The following is a 19,282-nucleotide window of genomic DNA, read 5'->3' as shown; positions in this document are numbered from 1 at the left end:
TGGGCGGCGGGGTGCCGTTCACACTGGTCACGAAGGTCATGATGCTTCGGGCGGGCAGCGTGACGGTGAGGGAGCCGTTCGACATGGTGAGCGCGCTCTGGGGCGCGACGGTCCGGCTCGCGTCGGTCAGCCAGTTCGAGACGCTGCCGGAAGCGGTGGTGCCCGACAGGCTGAACTGCTGGCTCACCGACGAGGTGTTCTTGTTGACGGCGACGATGACGACGGTGTTGCCGCCCCGGTACGCCGAGACGTAGACGTTCGATGCCGGGTTCGCCGTCGCGTCGATCCGGGTGTAGCCGGGCCGGACGAACCGGGCGAAGTGCGCCATCATGGCACCGCGCTTGCTGACCTGGCCGTCCTCCCGCATGGGGCCGTAGCTGCGCCGCAGATACCACCAGACGTACGCCTGGAACTCGGCGTCCACCATGGCGCGGTGGATGTGCTCGCCCACGTCGAGCGCCTCGGGCCAGGCGTCGCCCGAGTTGGTGTTGCTGTTGGGGTAGTAGACCTCGGTCATCCAGAGCTCTTTGCCCGCGCCCTTCTGCTTGAAGAGCGGGTACGGAAAGTTCGAGTACGACGTCCCGTAGAGGTGGGCCCCAATGATGTCCACGTTGGCCAGCGCCGTGGGATCGTTGAGAATCGGGTCCGACACGGACTTGATGTACTGGAACGACTCGGGTGCCATGACCCGGGTGCTGATCGAGCCGGCGTTCTCCCGCAGGAACCTGACCATCTCGGCGGAGGTCCACCACGTCCAGTCGTGCGCGTAGTCGGGCTCGTTCTGCACCGAGATGCTGTACAGGGGCACCCCGTTGTTGCGCATGTACGTGGTGAAGTCGTTGAGGTGCTGCGCATAGGCGGCGTACGAGCTGTAGCGGAGCCGCTTCGCGTTGGTCTGGCTGCCGCGGGTGAAGGTCTCGATCATGCTGGCGGGCGGGTTCCACGGCGAGGCGAAGACGGTCACCCCGAGCTCGGCCGCGCGCTTCGCCGTCGCGAGGTCACGGCCGAAGTCAGCCGAACTCTCGCCGACGGGAATCCGCAGGATGGAGAAGCCCAGCCGACCCTCGCCGGTGCCGAACGCCGTCTCCCGCTGGGCGGCCGTCAGGTCGCCGATCCAGGCCGCGTGGGCCATGGCACCATAGCCCTTGATCGTCTGCCGCTGCGCCGACAGGTTGACGGTCGCCGGCGCGGCCGAGGCTCCCGTGGCTCCCAGCAGTGTGGTCGCCGCTGCCGCGACCGGCACGGCCCCCATGGTCGTCAGGACGGCTCTCCGGCTCAGCAATCGCCGCTCGCCGCTGACCGGCCCGTTCTGATCGTGCGTCATTCTGCGTCCTCCTGGCTGGTGGTGGTGATACGCGCGTGCCCCGGTCCGGTCCGGACCGGTCAGCGCCGCCCTGGGGACTGCCCTTGACCCCGGCGTCAATGACCCGTCGGCTCTCATCGACTGACGCCGCTGTTAGCGTTAACAGATCGTGAGTTTAGGTTCCGGTGCGGGGCGGGTCAAGCGCGGGGCGGGCCGGGCATGACCACCCGGGCGCGAGGGCTGTGCGGGGACGGTCGAGCGTCGCCGCACAGCCCTCTCCCGAGGTCGACTCAGGCGCGGGACCACTGCATGCTGGCGGCGGAGCCGCACGTCCGCTGTTCCAACGCGGCACCGGGAGCGGTGGAGCCGCCGACCACGTTCAGGCACTTGTTGCTGTTGACGTTGACCAGCTGGTGGTAGCCATCGCCGGTGGAGCGCCAGCTGAACACCTGGTTGAGGCCATCATGGCAGGTGTACTGGACGATCCGGGCCCCGTCGGCCGTGGAGAAGTCCACCACGTCGACGCACTTGCCGCTGTGGACGCTCTGCAGGCGCACGTTGCCCCCGCCGGCGTCGAGGAACCGCCACTGTTGCCAGCTCTGTCCGTTGCCCGTCCACTGGCCGATCACGGCGAGGTCGTCGAGGTTCGGCTGTTGGACGTCGACGACCTGGCCACTGTTGCGGTTGGTGACCCGGTACGCCGGGGTGGCCGTCCCGCCGCCGAACTGCCACCAGTTCACGTTGAACAGGTTTCCGGTGCCCCCGGCGAACCGCAGATACAGGTCACGGGTCCCGGTGGCACCGCTGATCGCGCAGGTGGAGGTGGTCCACGTCTGCCAGCCGCCGGTGCCGCCGACGGCGCAGGTGCCGGCGAGCGGGCCGGTGGCGCTGTCCAGCCGTACCTCGATCCGGCCGCCGGCCGCCCCGGAGGCCACCCGGGCGCTGAAGGAGGTCGCGCCGGCGCCGAAGGCGACGCCCTTGACCTTGATGTAGTCGCCGTTGGCGAGATAGCCGACGTTCATGCCGCCCTCGCTGGACGGCTCGGTCTCGATGCCGGAACCCCAGGCGATCGTCTCGGCCTCCTGCCGGGTGTACGGGTTGAGCGTGCCGACCTGCGGGGCGCCGGCGCTGGTCATGTTCATCGTGGGGATGGTGCCGTTGGAGTTGTAGGCGAACTTCTCCACCGCCACGGACCGGGTGAATCCGCCGCCGCCGGGCAGCGCCCCGTTGTGATAGAAGAAGTACGACCCGCCGTTGAAGTCGACGATGCCGGGATGGTTGGTGAAGCTGGCGCCCTGCCGGGGCATGACCGTGCCCCGGTACGTCCAGGGTCCGGTCGGGCCGGGCGCCGTCGAGTAGGCGATGAACTCGGAGCAGCACTCCGCCGCGAACACGTTGTAGTAGAGCCCGTTGCGCTTGAAGACCCAGGGGCCTTCCTCGTAGAGGGTCGGGCGGCTCGGGTTGCCGGTTCGGGTGCCGAACCCGGCGGTGGTGAGCGGGATCCGGGTCGGGCTGCCGGAGAACGAGATCATGTCGGGATTGAGCCGCACGTACCACAGGTTCGGGTTGCCCCAGTACAGATACGCCTGCCCGTCGTCGTCGACGAGGACGTGCGGGTCGATCTCACCGTTGCCCACCAGCGGCGGCCGAGCGCGTCCCGGAACGGCCCGGTCGGGCTGTCGGCGACACCGACCCCGATCACCATTCCGCCGCCGCGCTGCCGCACCGGGACGTACCAGTAGAACTTTCCGTTGCGTGGGACGACGTGGCCGGCCCAGGCGTCCGCGTCCGCCCAGGCGAAGGTGCCGAGGTTCATCGGTACGCCGTGGTCGGTCCAGTTGACCATGTCGGCCGACGAGAAGACCCGCCACTCGCGCATGGTGAAGTACGTCGAGCCGTCCTCGTCGTGCCCGGTGTAGACGTAGACGCGTCCGTTGTGCACCATCGGCGCCGGGTCGGCGGTGTAGATGTGCTGGACGATCGGGTTGTCGGCCTGCGCGGTGCCGGGCAGGAGGGCGACCGTGCAGATCAGGCCGGCGAGTACGGCGATGGCGTGCCGAGCTCTCGTCCCGATCCGGCGTGCACGTGTCAGCTTCAAGGCTCACCCCCAGGGTGTCGGCGGTCCAGCGCTCTTCACCGCAGGCGCTGTCGGAGGGACTGCACTCCAGCGCACCCGAGAGACCGCAAGAATCCCTGTTATCGCTAACACTGAACATCAAGGTTGTCTCACGTCGTGCGGGCTGGGTCCGGTACGCGTGCGGAGAGTCGCGCTTGATGGGATGGCAACGCGGACGTCACGGCGTTGACATCGATTACTTGCGATGCACCGTACTGGCCTCGGCGGTGGACGTCAACGACAAGCCGGAGCGCCGCGTCCGTGGCCGCGACCACGGCGCGGCCGGCGATCGTCGCGCCGGGTTCGCACCCTGTCTCATCAATTGACACCTAGCTCTGTTATCGCTAACTTGCGGCCTCGGGCTGGCTGGTCGCGGGAGCCGACATCGTCACCGGGTCGCAAGCGGGCGGGAGACGGGCGCGTGGTGCGGTCGCGGCCCTTTTGCGTCTTTCCCACACGCACCACGAGGAGCGCGCCCGTCCTGATTCGCGCGGTCCAGACAGGGAGCAACTGAGGCTCATCGAGGGCGGCCTCTGCGTGAACACGCGGCAGCGCTTCGCGACCGGGTTCAGCTTCGGCGGGGCGATGAGCTCCGCCGTGGCCTGCGCCCGGCCGACCGTGTTCCGCGCGGTCGCGGTCCTGTCCGGCGCGCAGCTCAGCGGGTGCAGCGGCGGCACCGGCCGCGTCGCGTACCTCGGGGTGCACGGCACCCGCGACGGGGTGCTCCCCATCGCGAGCGGCCGGTCGCTGCGTGACCGGTTCGTGCAGGACAACGCCTACGCCGCGCAGAGCCCGCGCGAGCCCGCGACGGGCAGCCTGACCCACGTCCGGACCGCGTACCCGGGCTGCGCCGCCGGCTACCCGGTGGAGTGGATCGCGTTCGACGAAGGACACATCGCGGCGCCCCAGGACGGGGCGCCGGGTGACAGCGGCACCCGGACCTGGGTGCCGGGGGAGGCCTGGCGGTTCTTCACGCAGTTCCAGTAGGAGGCGAAGGGTCCGGCCGGCCGGGTGGGAGCAGGCGTGTCCACCCGGCCGGCCGCACTATGGTCGGTGGCCGTCGGTCACACCCGGCTCCACCGCTGGTTGGTGCCGCCGTGGCAGGACCAGAGGATGACCGTGGTCCCGTTGGCGGTGCCGCCGTTGTTGACGTCCAGGCACAGGGACGGGAAGCGGACGCTGCTCACCGTGCCGTTGCCGTTGAACGTCCACTGCTGGTTGGTGCCGCCGTTGCAGTCCCAGAGCTGCACCCGGGTGCCGTTGGCGGCGGTGCTCGGGACGTCCAGGCACTTGCCGAGGACGCGCAGCGTCTGCCCGCTCTGGCTGATCTGCTGGTTGGCGTTGCCGTGACAGTCCCAGATGAGCGTCCCGGTGCCGTTGGCGGTCTGGGAGTTGTCGACGTCGAGGCATCGTCCGGCCGATTCGCTGCGTAGCCGGAACGTGGTGGGGGGCGGCGGGTTCGTGGTGCCGCCGCCGCTGACCCGGTACACCACCGTGCCGTGCGCCGGGACGCTCGCGGAGATCGTTCCGGTGCTGGTGGAGGTGCCGTTGGTCCACGCGTCGCGCAGGGTGAACGAGGTACCGCTCTTGCCGATCGCCGCCGCCGTCGTGGAGATCGTCGTGGTGGAGCTGCCCTGGTTGAACAGCGCGACCGCGACGTCACCGTTGGCCAGCCGCTTCGCCAGCACCCGCCGGGTGCCGTCGTTCGACACCTGGACCGCCTGGAGCCCGAGCGGGTCCTGGTTGATCGCGACCAGGTTCTGGTTCCGCAGGATGCTCAGCGTCGCCGCGCTGGCCGAGCGCAGGTCGTTGCCCATCATGAGTGGCGCCGCCATGATCGACCAGAGCGCGAAGTGGCTGCGCATCTCGGTGTCGTTCATCCCGCCGTTGCCGACCTCCAGCATGTCCGGGTCGGTGAACCCGCCCGGTGCGGCGTACCCGGCCAGCGGCACGTTGACGTCGACGATGTTCCGGATGCCCATCGGGTAGCCGTTGGTCTGGCCGGTGTCCCACGCGTTGGTGATGTCCTCGGTGGTCCGCCAGAGGTTCGCCACGTCGCTCCAGTTGCGCTGCGGCCCGGTCTTCTCGTGGATGCTGTTCGGGTTGATGCTGTAGACGATCGGCCGGCCGGCGGCGGCCAGCGCGTCCCGCATGATGCCGAACCTGGCGACCTGGTCGTTGATGGTCCCGGTGGGGGAGCACCAGTCGTACTTGAGGTAGTCCACGCCCCAGGCGGCGAACTGCCGGGCGTCCTGGTACTCGTGCCCGAGACTGCCGGTGGAGCCGGGGAAGGCGTCGAAGTACTGCGCACAGGTCTGGTCCAGCGGCGCCTGGTAGAGGCCGAACAGCAGGCCGCGCGAGTGCAGGTAGTCGCCCAGCGCCTTCATCCCGCTCGGGAAGCGCTGCGGATGCGCCTGGAGGTTGCCCTGTGCGTCCCGGTCCGGGTTGAACCAGCAGTCGTCGACGACGACGTACCGGTACCCGAGATCGCGCAGCCCGTTGGCGACGATCGCGTCGGCCGTCTGGCGGATGAGCGTCTCGTTGATGTTGCAGCCGAACGTGTTCCAGGTGTTCCAACCCATCGGCGGCGTCCGGGCGACGCCGTTGTCCAGCGCCTGTGCCGGACGGGGCGCGACGGCCCCGTCCGCGACGGTCGCCGCGAGGGCCACCGCCAGGATGCCCAGGGCGGCGGCGAGCCATTGTCTCGGTCTGCGCACGTGTTCCTCCTCGGTCGGAGCGGTGAGTGGCGTCGGGTCGGGCGCCGGCGCCGGGATGCGGCGAACGAGGGCGTCACGGGGCGTGGCCGGTGGGCTGTCGCCCGGCCCTGCCCGCGGGCATCGACGGCAATACCTCGGGACGGGGATCGTCCGGCCCTCGGCCGACCTCGTGCCGGACTAGTCGCTCGCCCGTCCGTCGTCGCGTTCCTGGTCTGCTCCGGCCCGGTGGCTGCCCGGGGACCCGACACGATGAGACGGATGTTATCGCTGACATCCACTGATGTAAATCGGATGCGACGAGGCCGAGTCATCCGCGCGACGATTGATGGCGGTCCGCGTCGGCTTCGGTCGGAGAGCGTCGCAGCTCAGTGCGCGCACCGGAGTCGGCGTCCCCAGGGGGCCGGTCCGTGCTCGACTGATGTCGTGCGCCCGCGAGAAGGCAGAGAAGGCCTGGATGTTCTCGCTAACAGTCGTCGATCTGTCGCCGGGGCTGCGGCACCGGGCGCTCCCGCCCCCGTGCCTCCGCCGAGCGGGCGCCGGCACCATGTCCGGGCAGCCGAGAGCGCGGGAATGGTGACCGGGTGTGATGCCTCTGGTCCGGGCCACACGCTCCGCCTATCCTTCCGTTACTGAGCTGTTGTCGGCCAACGTCTTGACGGCGCTGTATGTGAGCGTTAACACTATGCCGGTCATTGATCGGAGGTGGACATGGGCAGTGTGGACGGTGCGGACGAGCGGTACGTGGTCGGAGTCGACTACGGCACCCTCTCCGGGCGGGCGCTGGTGGTTCGGGTTCGCGATGGTGCCGAGGTCGGGACCGCGGTGCACGAGTACCGCCACGGCGTGATCGAGGCCGTGCTCCTCGACGGCGGCCCGGCACTGCCTCCCGACTGGGCCCTACAGGACCCGGAGGACTACCGCGACGTCCTGCGGCACGCCGTCCCCGCCGCCATGGCCGACGCCGGTGTGGACCCGTCGCAGGTCATCGGCATCGGCACCGACTTCACCGCCTGCACCGTCCTGCCGACGCTCGCCGACGGCACCCCGCTGTGCGAGGTCCCGGAGCTGCGCCACCGGCCGCACGCCTGGGTGAAGCTGTGGAAGCACCACGCCGCCCAGTCGCACGCCGACCGTATCAACGCGTTGGCCCACGAGCGGCACGAGCCGTGGATCGGCCGCTACGGCGGCAAGATCTCCGCCGAGTGGCAGTTCGCCAAGGGTCTCCAGATCCTCGAGGAGGATCCGGAGGTCTACCGCCGTGCCGAGCGCTTCGTCGAAGCCGCCGACTGGATCGTGTGGCAGTTGTGCGACGAGGAGACCCGCAACGTCTGCACCGCCGGATACAAGGGCATCCGGCAGGACGGCCGGTACCCGTCGACCGACTACCTGAGCGCCCTCAACCCTGGCTTCGCCGACTTCGTGGCCAAGTTGGACGGTCCCCTGCTGCCGCTGGGCGAGCGGGCCGGCACCCTCAGCGCCCGCGCCGCCGCCTGGACCGGGCTGCCGGCGGGCATCGCGGTCGCGGTCGGCAACGTCGACGCCCACGTCACCGCCGCCGCCGCCCAGGCACTGAGCCCCGGCCGACTGGTGGCCATCATGGGCACCTCCACCTGCCACGTCCTCAACGGCACCCACCCCGCCGAGGTGCCCGGCATGTGCGGCGTCGTCGACGGCGGCATCAGCGCGGGCGCGTGGGGTTACGAGGCCGGGCAGAGCGGGGTCGGCGACATCTTCGGCTGGTTCGTCAGGAACGCCGCGCCGGCCGGAGTCGCGTCGCACGAGCGGTTGACCGAACTGGCCGCCGACCAACCGGTCGGGGCCCACGGCCTCATCGCGCTGGACTGGTGGAACGGCAACCGGTCACCGCTGGTCAACCACGACCTCAGCGGCCTGATCGTCGGGCTGACCCTGGCCACCCGGCCGCAGGACGTCTACCGGGCGCTGCTGGAGTCCACGGCGTTCGGCACCCGGATGATCATCGAGGCGTTCGTCGAGGCCGGGATACCGGTCACCGACCTGGTCGTCGCCGGTGGTCTCGCCTCGAACCGGCTGCTCATGCAGATCTACGCCGACGTCACCAACCGCCCGCTGGGCATCATCGGCTCCGCCCAGGGACCGGCGCTCGGCTCGGCGATCCACGCGGCCGTCGCCGCCGGGGCGTACCCGGACGTCCACCGGGCCTCGGCGGCGATGGGCCGGGTGAACGAGGGCGTGTACCAGCCGGACCCGGACAACGCGCGGGCGTACGACGCCCTCTACGCCGAGTACCGCGCGCTGCACGACCACTTCGGCCGCGGCGGCGACGACGTCATGCTCCGCCTGCGGGCGATCAGGAACACGGCCCTGGACGCGGCCGCGGCGCGGACCGACACGGTTCTGGAGGCGATCGGATGAGCAACGACGTGGCGCGGCAGGTGAGCGTCCTGCGGGAGACGGTGGCCCGCCTGCACGCCGAATTGACCCGGTACGCGCTGGTGGCCTGGACCGCCGGCAACGTCTCGGCGCGGGTCCCGGGCCAGGACCTCATGGTGATCAAGCCCAGCGGTGTCGACTACGACGCCCTGACGGCGGACACCATGGTCGTGTGCGACCTGAACGGGACCGTGGTCGACGGGAACGGCGCGCCGTCCAGCGACACCGCCGCGCACGCCTACGTCTACCGGGCCATGCCGGAGGTCGGTGGCGTCGTGCACACGCACAGCAGCTACGCCACCGCCTGGGCGGCCCGGGGCGAGTCCATCCCGTGCTGGCTGACCGCGCAGGCCGACGAGTTCGGCGGGGAGATCCCGGTGGGGCCGTTCGCGCTGATCGGTGGTGACGACATCGGCAAGGGCATCGTCAGCACCCTGTCCGGGCACCGCTCGCCGGCGGTGCTCATGCGCAACCACGGGGTCTTCACGATCGGCAAGGACGCCCGCGCGGCGGTCAAGGCCGCGGTGATGTGCGAGGACGTCGCCCGTACCGCGCACCTGGCACGGGCGCTCGGGCAGCCGCTGCCGATGACGCAGGCCGACATCAGCTCGCTGCATGACCGGTATCAGAACGTCTACGGCCAACGCCCGGCATCCGGCTGACCGGGAACGGCCCCTTCTCGTACCAACCTCACCACCACACCGGGACACGCGCGCGCCACGTGTCCGGACCACCCCACCGAGGAGAACCGATGAGAACCAGGAGAACGGCACGCACCCTGCTCGCGGTCGTCGCCACCGTGCTGCTCACGGGCAGCGTGGCGGCCTGCGGCAACAGCGACACCGGCGACGGCTCCGCCGACGACGGCAAGGTCACGCTGGGCTTCTCGCAGGTCGGCGCGGAGAGCGGCTGGCGGACGGCGAACACGACCTCGATCAAGGAGGCCGCCGCCGCCGCGGGGATCGAGCTGAAGTTCGACGACGCGCAGCAGAAGCAGGAGAACCAGATCAAGGCGATCCGGAACTTCATCCAGCAGAAGGTCGACGTGATCGCCTTCTCGCCGGTGGTGGAGTCCGGCTGGGACACCGTGCTCAAGGAGGCCAAGGACGCCGGCATCCCGGTGATCCTGACCGACCGCTCCGTCGACTCGGCCGACAAGTCGCTCTACAAGACGTTCCTCGGCTCGGACTTCGTCAAGGAGGGCCGGCTGGCCGGCGAGTGGCTGGTGGAGCAGACCAAGAGCGCCAGCGGGCCGGTGAACGTCGTCGAGCTTCAGGGCACCACCGGCTCGGCGCCGGCCAACGACCGCAAGGAGGGCTTCGCCAAGGCGATCGCCGCCAACCCGAACCTGAAGATCGTCGCCTCCCAGTCAGGCGACTTCAAGCGGGCCGACGGCAAGCAGGTCATGGAGCAGTTCCTCAAAGCCAACCCGAAGATCGACGTGCTCTTCGCGCACAACGACGACATGGGTCTGGGCGCGCTGGAGGCGATCACCGCGGCCGGCAAGGTGCCCGGCAAGGACATCACCATCATCACCATCGACGCGGTGAAGGACGGCATGCAGGCCCTCGCCGACGGCAGGTTCAACTTCATCGCCGAGTGCAGCCCGCTGCTCGGCCCGCAGCTGATGGACCTGGCGAAGAAGGTCCACGCCGGCGAGGAGGTCCCGGCCCGGATCGAGACCGAGGAGACCACCTTCACCCAGGAGCAGGCCAAGGAGGCACTGCCCAACCGCAAGTACTGACCGACGCCGGGGTCGCCGTCCGTCGACGGCGACCCCGGCCCGTCGCTCGCTCCTGTCCTACCGACACCATCCAGAAGAGGTCCGATGGGATGACGGATAGCCGTCCGGTCCTGACCATGACCGGGATCAGCAAGACCTTCCCCGGGGTACGCGCGCTCCACGACGTCGATCTCCGCCTGTTCCCGGGCGAGGTCCACGCCCTGATGGGCGAGAACGGTGCCGGCAAGTCGACCCTGATCAAGGTGTTGACCGGCGTTTACGCCATCGACGAGGGCACCGTCGTTCTCGACGGTGAGCAGGTCGCCTTCAGCGGCCCGATGCAGGCGTCGGCCTCCGGGGTGAGCACCGTCTACCAGGAGGTCAACCTCTGCACCAACCTGTCCGTGGCGGAGAACATCTTCATCGGCCGGGAGCCCCGTCGTCTCGGCGCGATCCGCTGGGGCGAGATGCGCCGGCGGGCGCGGGCGCTCCTGGCCCGGCTGGATCTCGACATCGACGTCACCGCGCAGCTCGGCACGTACTCCCTGGCGGTGCAGCAGATGGTCGCCATCGCCCGGGCGATCGACGTACGGGCCCGGGTCCTGATCCTCGACGAGCCGACCTCCAGCCTGGACGCCGGTGAGGTCGCGCAGCTCTTCCGGATCATGCGGCAGCTACGCGACGAGGGCATCGGCATCCTCTTCGTGACGCACTTCCTCGACCAGGTCTACGGCATCGCCGACCGCATCACGGTGCTGCGCAACGGCGCCCTGGTGGGGGAGTACCGGACGGAGGAGCTGCCCCAGCTCAGCCTCGTCGAGAAGATGATCGGCAAGGAGCTCGACGTCCTGGAGCGCCTCGACGAGCAGCAGAAGCGGACCGTCGCCGTACGGTCCGACGCGGCCCTGCTGGTCGACGCGTCGGAGCTGGGCCGCAAGGGTGCGGTCGCCCCCTTCAGCCTGCGGATCCACGCCGGCGAGGTGGTCGGGCTCGCCGGCCTGCTCGGCTCCGGCCGTACCGAGGTGGCGCGGTTGCTGTTCGGCGCCGACCGCGCCGACCACGGCACGGTCGTCGTCGACGGCGGCGGGACGCAGGTGCGAAACCCGGTCCAGGCCATCGACCGCGGCGTCGGGTTCTGCTCCGAGAACCGCCGCGCGGAGGGCGTCGTCCCCGAGCTGTCGGTGCGGGAGAACATGATCCTCGCGATGCAGGCGGCCCGCGGGTGGCTGCGGCCGATCCCCCGCCGCCGGCAGGACGAGCTGGTCGAGAAGTACATCCAGGCGCTCAGCATCCGGCCGGCGAACCCGGATCTGCCGGTGCGCAACCTCTCCGGCGGCAACCAGCAGAAGGTGCTCCTGGCCCGCTGGCTCATCACCGAGCCGCGCCTGCTCATCCTCGACGAGCCCACCCGGGGGATCGACGTCGGCGCGAAGGCCGAGATCCAGAAACTGGTGGTCCAGCTCTCCGACGACGGCATGGCGGTGCTGTTCATCTCCGCCGAGCTGGAGGAGGTGCTGCGGCTGAGCCACCGCGTCGCCGTGATGCGTGACCGGACGATGGTCGCCCAACTCGACAACGACGACACCCTCGACGCCGACCGCGTCATGCGGACCATCGCCAGCGGCACCACCGGTGCGGAGGTGATCCGGTGAACGCCGTCGCCGACCGCCTCCGCCCGCTTACCGGCCACCGCCTGTTCTGGCCGGTGCTCGTGCTGGTGGTCATGATCCTGGCCAACACGATCTACCGGCCCGGCTTCCTCTCCATCGAGGTCAAGAACGGGCACCTCTACGGCACCCCGGTCGACATCCTCCGGCTGAGCGCACCGCTGATGCTGGTGGCGCTGGGCATGACCCTCGTCATCGCCACCGGCGGCATCGACCTCTCCGTCGGATCGCTCTGTGCCATCAGCGGCGCCATCGCCTGCCTCCACATCAGCGAGGCGCCCGACCAGAACAGCCCGGCGACCGTGCTCACGGCGCTCGCGCTGGCCTTCGGCGCCGCGCTCGCGCTCGGCGCCTGGAACGGGGTGCTGGTCGCCGTCATCGGCATCCAGCCCATCATCGCCACGCTGATCCTCATGGTGGCCGGCCGAGGGCTCGCACAACTGGTCACCGAGGGCCAGATCATCACGATCAACTCCGGGCCGTACCGGGCGATCGGGCTCGGGCACTTCCTGACCCTGCCGCTGGCCGTCTTCATCGCCCTCGCGGCGGCCCTGCTCATCGCCGCCTTCACCCGGCGTACCGCGCTCGGTCTGATCGTCGAGTCGGTCGGCGGCAACGCCGAGGCGAGCCGGCTGGCCGGCATCCGATCCAGCCGCGTCGTCTTCCTCGTGTACGTGCTCAGCGCCGCCTGCGCCGCGGTCGCCGGGTTCATGATGACGGCGAACGTGTCCAGCGCCGACGGCAACGCCGCCGGCCTCTGGGTGGAGCTCGACGCGATCCTCGCGGTGGTCATCGGCGGCACCTCACTCGCCGGTGGCCGGTTCTCCCTCGGCGGCACCATCCTCGGCGCGCTGATCATCCAGACCCTCACCACCTCGGTGTACGCCATGAACATCTCGCCGCAGACGGCCCTGCTGTTCAAGGCGGTCGTCGTCATCGCCGTCTGCCTCATCCAGGCGCCGGCGTTCCGGGCCAGGTTCAGCCGCCGCCGTCGCGGCACCACGCCCGGGCCCACGGCGCGGCGGCGGGAGAAGGAGCAGGTGCCGGCATGAGCAGCACGTCACTGACCACCGGCCGCGCCTGGCGACCCAGGGTGCCCCGACGGCACGTCCCGGTCCTGGCCACCCTCGCCCTGCTGCTGGTCATGTACGGCGTCGGCGTGTCCCAGTACCGGGCGTTCTCCAACGTCCAGGTCGTCTTCAACGTCTTCATCGACAACGGCTTCCTGCTGGTCGTCGCGGTCGGCATGACCTTCGTGATCCTCACCGGCGGCATCGACCTGTCGGTCGGCTCCGTCGTCGCGATGACCGCCATGGTGTCGGCGTCGCTGCTCCAGGACGGTCTGCCCGCGGCCCTGGTGCTGGTCGTCGCGCTGCTGATCGGCCCGACGCTCGGGTTCCTGATGGGCTGCGCGATCCACTTCTTCGAGATCCAACCGTTCATCGTCACCCTCGCCGGGATGTTCTTCGCCCGGGGCATGTGCACGTTCATCAGCGACGCGTCCATCCCCATCACCGACGGCTTCTGGACGGCCGTGTCGCAGGAGCGCATCGGCGACCCGCGCGGCAACTTCGTGTCGATCATCGTGCTGATCGCGTTCGCGGTGGTGCTGGTCGCCGCGTACGTGCTGGCGTACACCCGCTTCGGCCGCACCGTGTACGCGATCGGCGGCAACCCCCAGTCGGCGCTGCTGATGGGCCTGCCGGTGGGGCGTACCCGAATCGCCGTCTACACGGTCAGCGGCCTCTGCTCGGCTATCGGCGGCATCCTGCTGTCGTTCTACACGCTCTCCGGCGCACCGCTGATCGCCATCGGCATGGAGTTGGACGTGATCGCGGCCGTCGTCATCGGCGGCACCGTGCTCACCGGCGGGTCCGGCTACGTCTTCGGCACCGTGCTGGGCGTGCTGGTGCTGGGCGTGATCCAGACCCTGATCACCTTCGACGGGAGCCTCAACTCCTGGTGGACGAGGATCGTGATCGGTGGCCTGCTCTTCGCCTTCATCCTCCTCCAGCGCCTCATCGGCATCCGCTTCAAGTGACCGCCCATCTCGCGGAAGGCAACTGCATGGCAACGCACCCCCAACCCGAGGTCTGGTTCCTCACCGGAAGCCAGGGCCTGTACGGCGAGGACACCCTCCGGCAGGTCGCCGAGCAGTCCCGGCAGATCGCCGCGCAGCTCGACGACGCGCCGGGGATCCCCGTCCGGGTGGTCTGGAAGCCGGTCCTGACCTCCAGCGTCGACATCCTCAAGGCCTGTCGGGACGCCGCCGCGCAGGGTGTGGTCGGGGTGATCGCCTGGATGCACACCTTCTCGCCGGCCAAGATGTGGATCGCCGGCCTGGACGCCCTGCGGACGCCGCTGCTGCACCTGCACACCCAGGCCAACGTCCTGCTGCCCTGGGACGAGATCGACATGGACTTCATGAACCTGAACCAGGCCGCGCACGGCGACCGCGAGTTCGGCTTCATCCAGACCCGGCTCGGCGTCGCCCGCAAGACCGTCGCCGGGCACGTCAGCGACCCCCGGGTGACCGCCCGGGTCGGCGCCTGGGCCCGGGCCGCGCTCGGCTACTCGGCGATGCGGTCGCTGCGGCTGGCCCGCTTCGGCGACAACATGCGCGACGTCGCCGTGACCGAGGGCGACAAGGTCGAGGCGGAGCTGCGCTTCGGCGTCTCGGTCAACACGTACGGCGTCAACGATCTCGTCGCGGTCGTCGACCAGGTGGCCGACGCGCAGATCGACGACCTGGTCAAGGAGTACGACGACACCTTCCGGGTCGACCCGCAGCTGCGGCCCGGCGGGGAGCGACACGACTCGCTGCGCTACGCCGCGCGCCTCGAACTCGGCCTGCGCGCGTTCCTCGAGGAGGGCGGCTTCCGGGCCTTCACCACGAACTTCGAGGACCTCGGCGGTCTGCGCCAACTGCCCGGCATCGCCGTGCAGCGACTCATGGCCGACGGCTACGGCTTCGGCGGCGAGGGCGACTGGAAGACCTCGGTGCTGGTGCACTCGCTCAAGGCGATGGCGGTCGGGGTCGAGGGTGGGACGTCCTTCATGGAGGACTACACCTACGACCTGACGCCGGGCGACGAGCTGGTGCTCGGCGCCCACATGCTCGAGGTCTGCCCGACGATCGCCGGTGACACCCCGAAGGTCGAGGTCCACCCGCTGAGCATCGGCGGCCGCGAGGACCCGGTCAGGCTGGTGTTCGACGCCGCGCCCGGCCCGGCGGTGGTGCTCGGTCTCGCGGACATGGGGGAGCGCTTCCGCCTGGTGGCCAACGAGGTCGACGTGGTGGCGCCGCCGCACCCGCTGCGCCGGCTGCCGGTCGCCCGGGCGGTGTGGCGGCCCCGCCCGCACCTGGCCGGCTCGGCGGAGGCCTGGATCACCGCCGGCGCCCCGCACCACACCGTGCTGTCCCAGGCGGTGGGCGTCGAGGAGCTGCACGACCTGGCCGAGATGGTACGCACCGAGCTGGTCGTCATCGACGAGCACACCGAGCCCCGCCGCTTCGCCAACGAGATCCGGTGGAACCAGGCCTACTACCGCCTCGCCCGGGGGTTCTGACCCGCGCAGGAGGGCAACCACCAGCGCGCCCTCGGCCTGGCCCGCTGGTCGGTTCCGTCGGTGGCCCCGGGTGGTCCTCCCGTGCCGGGAGGGCCCCCGTCGGCGTTCCGGTCGCTGTCCCGGCTCATGCGTGACGTCTTGACGAACGCCATGTTATCGCTCACAGTCGATGGATGGGTCGATCGGCCTCCACGGGGGCATGCCGGCCGAAGACCTCCTTGCCGGGGTCGTGCGACTCTGTGCGTCATGACGGTGGCACGGCTGTGAGCGATCACATTCGAGATGGCCGATCGCCGCGGTGGTCGCAGGCGCCCGGGTGACGCTCCCCGACGGAATCCGGATCGTGTCAGCGCTCTCGAAGGAGGATCATGGTTGCCATTGGTGGGCCCTCGCGGGCTGTGCCCCGACGGCGTGGTTGGTTGTCGCGTGTCTCGGCCGCGGTGGTCGCGGTGCTCGCGGCGAGCGGGCTCGTCGCGGTGTCTCCGGGGCCGGTTTCGGCGGCGACGGTGGACACCAGCGCGTGGTACGTGTTGGTGAATCGCAACAGTGGCAAGGTGCTGGACCTGTACAACGGGGCCACGAACGACGGGGCGCGGATCACGCAGTGGCCGCGCAACAACGGCAACGGGCAGCAGTGGCAGTTCGTCGACTCCGGCGGCGGGTACTACCGGTTGAAGTCCCGCCACTCGGGCAAGGTGCTCGACGTCTACAACTTCTCCACGGCCAACGGCGCCAGCATCGTGCAGTGGAGCGACGGCAACGGGACGAACCAGCAGTTTCGGCTGGCGGACTCAGCCGACGGGTACGTGCGGTTGATCAACCGGAACTCGAACAAGGTGGTCGAGGTGCAGAACGCCTCCACCGCTGACGGCGGCAACATCGTGCAGTACGACGACTTCAACGGTGGCCATCAGCAGTGGCAGCTGGTCCGCGTCGGCGACAGCGGCAACCCCGGCGGCACCTTCAGCAACCCGGTCGTCTGGCAGGACTTCGCCGACGTCGACATCATCCGGGTCGGCGACGTCTACTACATGTCGGCCTCCACCATGCACTACTCGCCCGGCGCCCCCGTGCTGCGGTCGTGGGACCTGGTGAACTGGGAGTTCGCCGGGCACTCGGTGCCCCGGCTGGACTTCGGCACGAAGTACGACCTGGCCAACGGCAGCCACGGGTACGTCGACGGCATCTGGGCCTCCACGCTGAACTACCGGCCGAGCAACCGCACCTTCTACTGGGCCGGCTGCATCGACTTCGCCCAGACGCACATCTACACCGCGTCCGCCGTCGACGGCACGTGGAGCCGCCACACCACCATCCCCAACTGCTACTACGACGCCGGGATGCTCGTCGACGACAACGACACCATGTACGTCGCGTACGGCAACGGCACGATCAGCGTGGCCCAGCTGTCGCCGGACGGACGTACCCAGGTGCGGGCCCAGCAGGTGTACCAGACACCGTCGAGCATCGGCACGCTGGAGGGAGCGCGCTTCTACAAGCGCAACGGCGCCTACTACATCTGGCTCACCCGCCCGGCCAACGGCCAGTACGTGCTGAAGTCGACGAACGGCCCGTTCGGTCCGTACGAGCAGCGACAGGTGCTGCTCAACATGCCGGGTCCGATCTCCGGCGGTGGGGTGCCGCACCAGGGCGGACTGGTGCAGACCCAGAACGGGGGCTGGTACTACATGGCGTTCACCGACGCGTACCCCGGCGGCCGGATGCCGACGCTGGCCCCCATCACCTGGACCAGCGACGGTTGGCCCCAGGTGCAGACGGTCAACGGCTCCTGGGGCGTCAACTACCCCAACCCGCTGCCGTCGCGTCCGGTCAAGCCGCTCACCGGGACCGACACCTTCCCCGGCACCACCCTCGGCGTCCAGTACGAGTGGAACCACAACCCGGACAACAGCCGGTGGTCGGTGAACAACGGGCTGCGCCTGCAGACCGCGACGGTGACCAACGACCTCTACCGGGCGCGCAACACGGTGACCCATCGGATCCAGGGTCCGACCTCGACGGGCACCATCGAACTGGACTACTCCACGATGCGCGACGGCGACCGGACCGGGCTGGCGATGCTGCGCGACACCTCGGCGTGGATCGGCGTCAAGCGCGACAACGGGGCCACGCGGGTGGTCATGACCAACGGCCTGACCATGGGCACCGACAACTGGAACACCACCGGCACCGGAACCGAGATCGCCAGCGCGCCGGTGTCCGGCGGGCGGATCTGGTTGCGCGCCAACGCCGACATCCGGCCCGGCTCGGGTCGCCAGGCGAGGTTCTCGTACAGCACCGACGGGGTCACGTTCGTCCCGCTGGGCAACGCCCTGACCCTCAACAACGCCTGGCAGTTCTTCATGGGATACCGGTTCGGCATCTTCAACTACACCACCCAGTCGTTGGGCGGCCAGGTGACGGTGCGCCGGTTCACCCTGACGACACCATGACACCGGTCACCGTTCCCAGGCGTACGAGAGCCTGAGGATCGTACGGCGAATGGTCCGGGGCGGGGTGCGGGGAACCATCGGAAACCGCTCCCGCCCCGGGGCGCGCGCCGCCAGCAGTCCCGTCTGGTGTGCCGGCTCAGCCGCACCCTGACCGACGGGACGACTGGCGTAGACTGTCGGCGTTTCCACCGGTCACCCGGCACACGTCGCCGTGGCGGAGGCAGCAACACGATGGCCGCTCCCGTCGACGACGACGTGTGCGATCGTCGACGGGCAGGCGGGGAAGTGAGGTGGCCGTGCGCAGTCCCGCGATGACGGACGTGGCTCGCCTCGCCGGCGTCTCCCACCAGACGGTGTCCCGGGTCCTCAACGGGCACCCCAACGTGCGCGAGCAGACCCGGCTGCGCGTCCAGGCGGCGATCACCGAGCTGGGCTACCGGCCCAACCGGGCCGCGCGGGCACTGGTCACCGGCCGGTCCCAGGTGATCGGGGTGGTCGCGCAGAACACCACCCTCTTCGGCCCGGCCTCGCTGCTGACCGCCCTGGAACAGGCGGCCGCCGAGGCGGGCTTCGCGGTCAGCGTCGGCAGCGTCAGCGACCTCGACCACCAGTCCATCTCCGCGGCGGTGGAGCGGCACCTCGCGCACCGGGTCGCCGGCATCGTGGTGATCGCGCCCGTCGAGTCGGCCGGGGAGGCGCTCGGACGGCTGCCGAAGGACGTACCCCTGGTAACCGTCGACGGCGACCCGCGGCGGCCGATTCCGCTGGTGACGGTCGACCAGGTCGCCGGTGCCCGCGCCGCCACGCAGCATCTCCTCGACGCCGGGCACCGGACGGTCTGGCACGTGTCTGGCCCGCCCGACTGGTTCGACAGCGCGGGCCGCATCGAGGGGTGGCGGGAGGCCCTGCGGTCGGCGGGTGCCGAGGCGCCGCCGCTGATCCCGGCGGACTGGTCCGCGGCGGCCGGCTACCGGTGCGGGCAGATGCTCGCCCGGATACCGGAGGTCACCGCGGTGTTCACCGCCAACGACCACCTGGCGCTGGGCGTGCTGCGGGCGCTGCACGAGCACGGCCTGCGGGTGCCGGACGACATCAGCGTGGTCGGCTTCGACGACGTGCCCGAGGCGGCGTACTTCATCCCGCCGCTGACCACCGTGCGTCCCGACTTCGCCGCGGTCGCCCGGGCGAGCCTGGACCTGCTGCTCGCCCAGATCGAGTCGTCGCAGGTCGTCGGCCCGCTTCGGCAGACGGTCGCACCGAGCCTGGTCGCCCGCCGCAGCGTCGGGGCGCCGCCGCGCCGTTAGGGCCGGGTGGAGGTCCT

Annotated in this window: 14 protein-coding genes; 10 read left to right on the top strand and 4 right to left on the bottom strand. The window is 70.1% G+C overall.

What is annotated here, in order from left to right; genetic code table 11:
* From F6X68_RS03425 to F6X68_RS34770, 3 genes are all read right to left on the bottom strand, one after another.
* Positions 1–1,324 (bottom strand): glycoside hydrolase family 30 beta sandwich domain-containing protein (locus F6X68_RS03425; protein ID WP_151452870.1); only part of this gene is annotated, 1,324 nt, incomplete at its 3' end.
* A gap of 269 nt (positions 1,325–1,593) precedes the next feature.
* Positions 1,594–2,940 carry a carbohydrate-binding protein gene (locus F6X68_RS34775; RefSeq protein ID WP_370518899.1) on the bottom strand — a complete coding sequence of 449 codons (1,347 nt, stop codon included), beginning with the start codon at positions 2,938–2,940 and terminating at the stop codon, positions 1,594–1,596.
* Positions 2,832–3,401: a family 43 glycosylhydrolase gene (locus F6X68_RS34770; RefSeq protein ID WP_370518898.1), complete on the bottom strand. Its 570-nt coding sequence runs from the start codon at positions 3,399–3,401 to the stop codon at positions 2,832–2,834. Before F6X68_RS34770 ends, F6X68_RS34775 begins: the two co-directional genes overlap by 109 nt.
* A gap of 555 nt (positions 3,402–3,956) precedes the next feature.
* On the opposite strand from F6X68_RS34770, the gene F6X68_RS03415 reads away from it, so the two are divergent.
* Entirely contained in the window at positions 3,957–4,406 is a 450-nt protein-coding gene (locus F6X68_RS03415) for a PHB depolymerase family esterase (RefSeq protein ID WP_370518897.1), read from the top strand.
* 77 nt (positions 4,407–4,483) lie between these two features.
* Here F6X68_RS03415 and F6X68_RS03410 read toward each other — a convergent pair whose 3' ends face one another.
* On the bottom strand, positions 4,484–6,001 hold the full coding sequence (locus F6X68_RS03410; protein WP_225851948.1) for a glycoside hydrolase family 27 protein: 1,518 nt from the start codon (positions 5,999–6,001) through the stop codon (positions 4,484–4,486).
* An 843-nt stretch (positions 6,002–6,844) separates the two neighbouring features.
* Between F6X68_RS03410 and araB the strand changes: the two genes are divergently transcribed.
* The 9 genes from araB (at position 6,845) to F6X68_RS03365 (ending at position 19,265) form a co-directional block, all read left to right on the top strand.
* Positions 6,845–8,530 (top strand): ribulokinase, encoded by a 1,686-nt coding sequence (araB, locus tag F6X68_RS03405; RefSeq protein WP_151452868.1) that lies wholly within the window; start codon positions 6,845–6,847, stop codon positions 8,528–8,530.
* On the top strand, positions 8,527–9,210 hold the full coding sequence (locus F6X68_RS03400) for an L-ribulose-5-phosphate 4-epimerase (RefSeq protein ID WP_151452867.1): 684 nt from the start codon (positions 8,527–8,529) through the stop codon (positions 9,208–9,210). Before araB ends, F6X68_RS03400 begins: the two co-directional genes overlap by 4 nt.
* Before the next feature lie 89 nt (positions 9,211–9,299).
* Positions 9,300–10,292, top strand: a complete 993-nt coding sequence (locus F6X68_RS03395; RefSeq protein WP_151452866.1) for an ABC transporter substrate-binding protein — start codon at positions 9,300–9,302, stop codon at positions 10,290–10,292.
* Positions 10,293–10,381: 89 nt separating this feature from the next.
* Positions 10,382–11,923 carry a sugar ABC transporter ATP-binding protein gene (locus F6X68_RS03390; protein WP_151452865.1) on the top strand — a complete coding sequence of 514 codons (1,542 nt, stop codon included), beginning with the start codon at positions 10,382–10,384 and terminating at the stop codon, positions 11,921–11,923.
* Positions 11,920–12,990 (top strand): ABC transporter permease, encoded by a 1,071-nt coding sequence (locus tag F6X68_RS03385; RefSeq protein WP_151452864.1) that lies wholly within the window; start codon positions 11,920–11,922, stop codon positions 12,988–12,990. Before F6X68_RS03390 ends, F6X68_RS03385 begins: the two co-directional genes overlap by 4 nt.
* Complete coding sequence (yjfF, locus tag F6X68_RS03380) at positions 12,987–13,979, top strand: galactofuranose ABC transporter, permease protein YjfF (RefSeq protein WP_151452863.1); 993 nt, start codon at positions 12,987–12,989, stop codon at positions 13,977–13,979. Before F6X68_RS03385 ends, yjfF begins: the two co-directional genes overlap by 4 nt.
* Positions 13,980–14,005: 26 nt before the next feature.
* Positions 14,006–15,508 (top strand): L-arabinose isomerase, encoded by a 1,503-nt coding sequence (gene araA / locus F6X68_RS03375; RefSeq protein ID WP_151452862.1) that lies wholly within the window; start codon positions 14,006–14,008, stop codon positions 15,506–15,508.
* Between the two features lie 368 nt (positions 15,509–15,876).
* Positions 15,877–17,961, top strand: a complete 2,085-nt coding sequence (locus tag F6X68_RS03370) for an RICIN domain-containing protein (protein ID WP_151452861.1) — start codon at positions 15,877–15,879, stop codon at positions 17,959–17,961.
* Positions 17,962–18,272: 311 nt separating this feature from the next.
* Positions 18,273–19,265, top strand: coding sequence for a LacI family DNA-binding transcriptional regulator (locus tag F6X68_RS03365; protein WP_192581264.1), 993 nt, complete (start codon positions 18,273–18,275; stop codon positions 19,263–19,265).
* The last annotated feature ends 17 nt before the right edge of the window (positions 19,266–19,282 follow it).

It is taken from the genome of Micromonospora sp. AMSO12t (genome assembly GCF_008806585.1).
Lineage (GTDB): Bacteria > Actinomycetota > Actinomycetes > Mycobacteriales > Micromonosporaceae > Micromonospora > Micromonospora reichwaldensis.
This window is presented reverse-complemented; position numbering and strand designations above follow the sequence as displayed.

Coding starts and splice junctions, on each gene's coding strand:
- F6X68_RS03410 (WP_225851948.1), bottom strand. CDS start 6,001: ATGGGTTGGAACACCTGGAACACGTTCGGCTGCAACATCAACGAGACG.
- araB (WP_151452868.1), top strand. CDS start 6,845: ATGGGCAGTGTGGACGGTGCGGACGAGCGGTACGTGGTCGGAGTCGAC.
- F6X68_RS03400 (WP_151452867.1), top strand. CDS start 8,527: ATGAGCAACGACGTGGCGCGGCAGGTGAGCGTCCTGCGGGAGACGGTG.
- F6X68_RS03395 (WP_151452866.1), top strand. CDS start 9,300: ATGAGAACCAGGAGAACGGCACGCACCCTGCTCGCGGTCGTCGCCACC.
- F6X68_RS03390 (WP_151452865.1), top strand. CDS start 10,382: ATGACGGATAGCCGTCCGGTCCTGACCATGACCGGGATCAGCAAGACC.
- yjfF (WP_151452863.1), top strand. CDS start 12,987: ATGAGCAGCACGTCACTGACCACCGGCCGCGCCTGGCGACCCAGGGTG.
- araA (WP_151452862.1), top strand. CDS start 14,006: ATGGCAACGCACCCCCAACCCGAGGTCTGGTTCCTCACCGGAAGCCAG.
- F6X68_RS03370 (WP_151452861.1), top strand. CDS start 15,877: ATGGTTGCCATTGGTGGGCCCTCGCGGGCTGTGCCCCGACGGCGTGGT.
- F6X68_RS03365 (WP_192581264.1), top strand. CDS start 18,273: ATGACGGACGTGGCTCGCCTCGCCGGCGTCTCCCACCAGACGGTGTCC.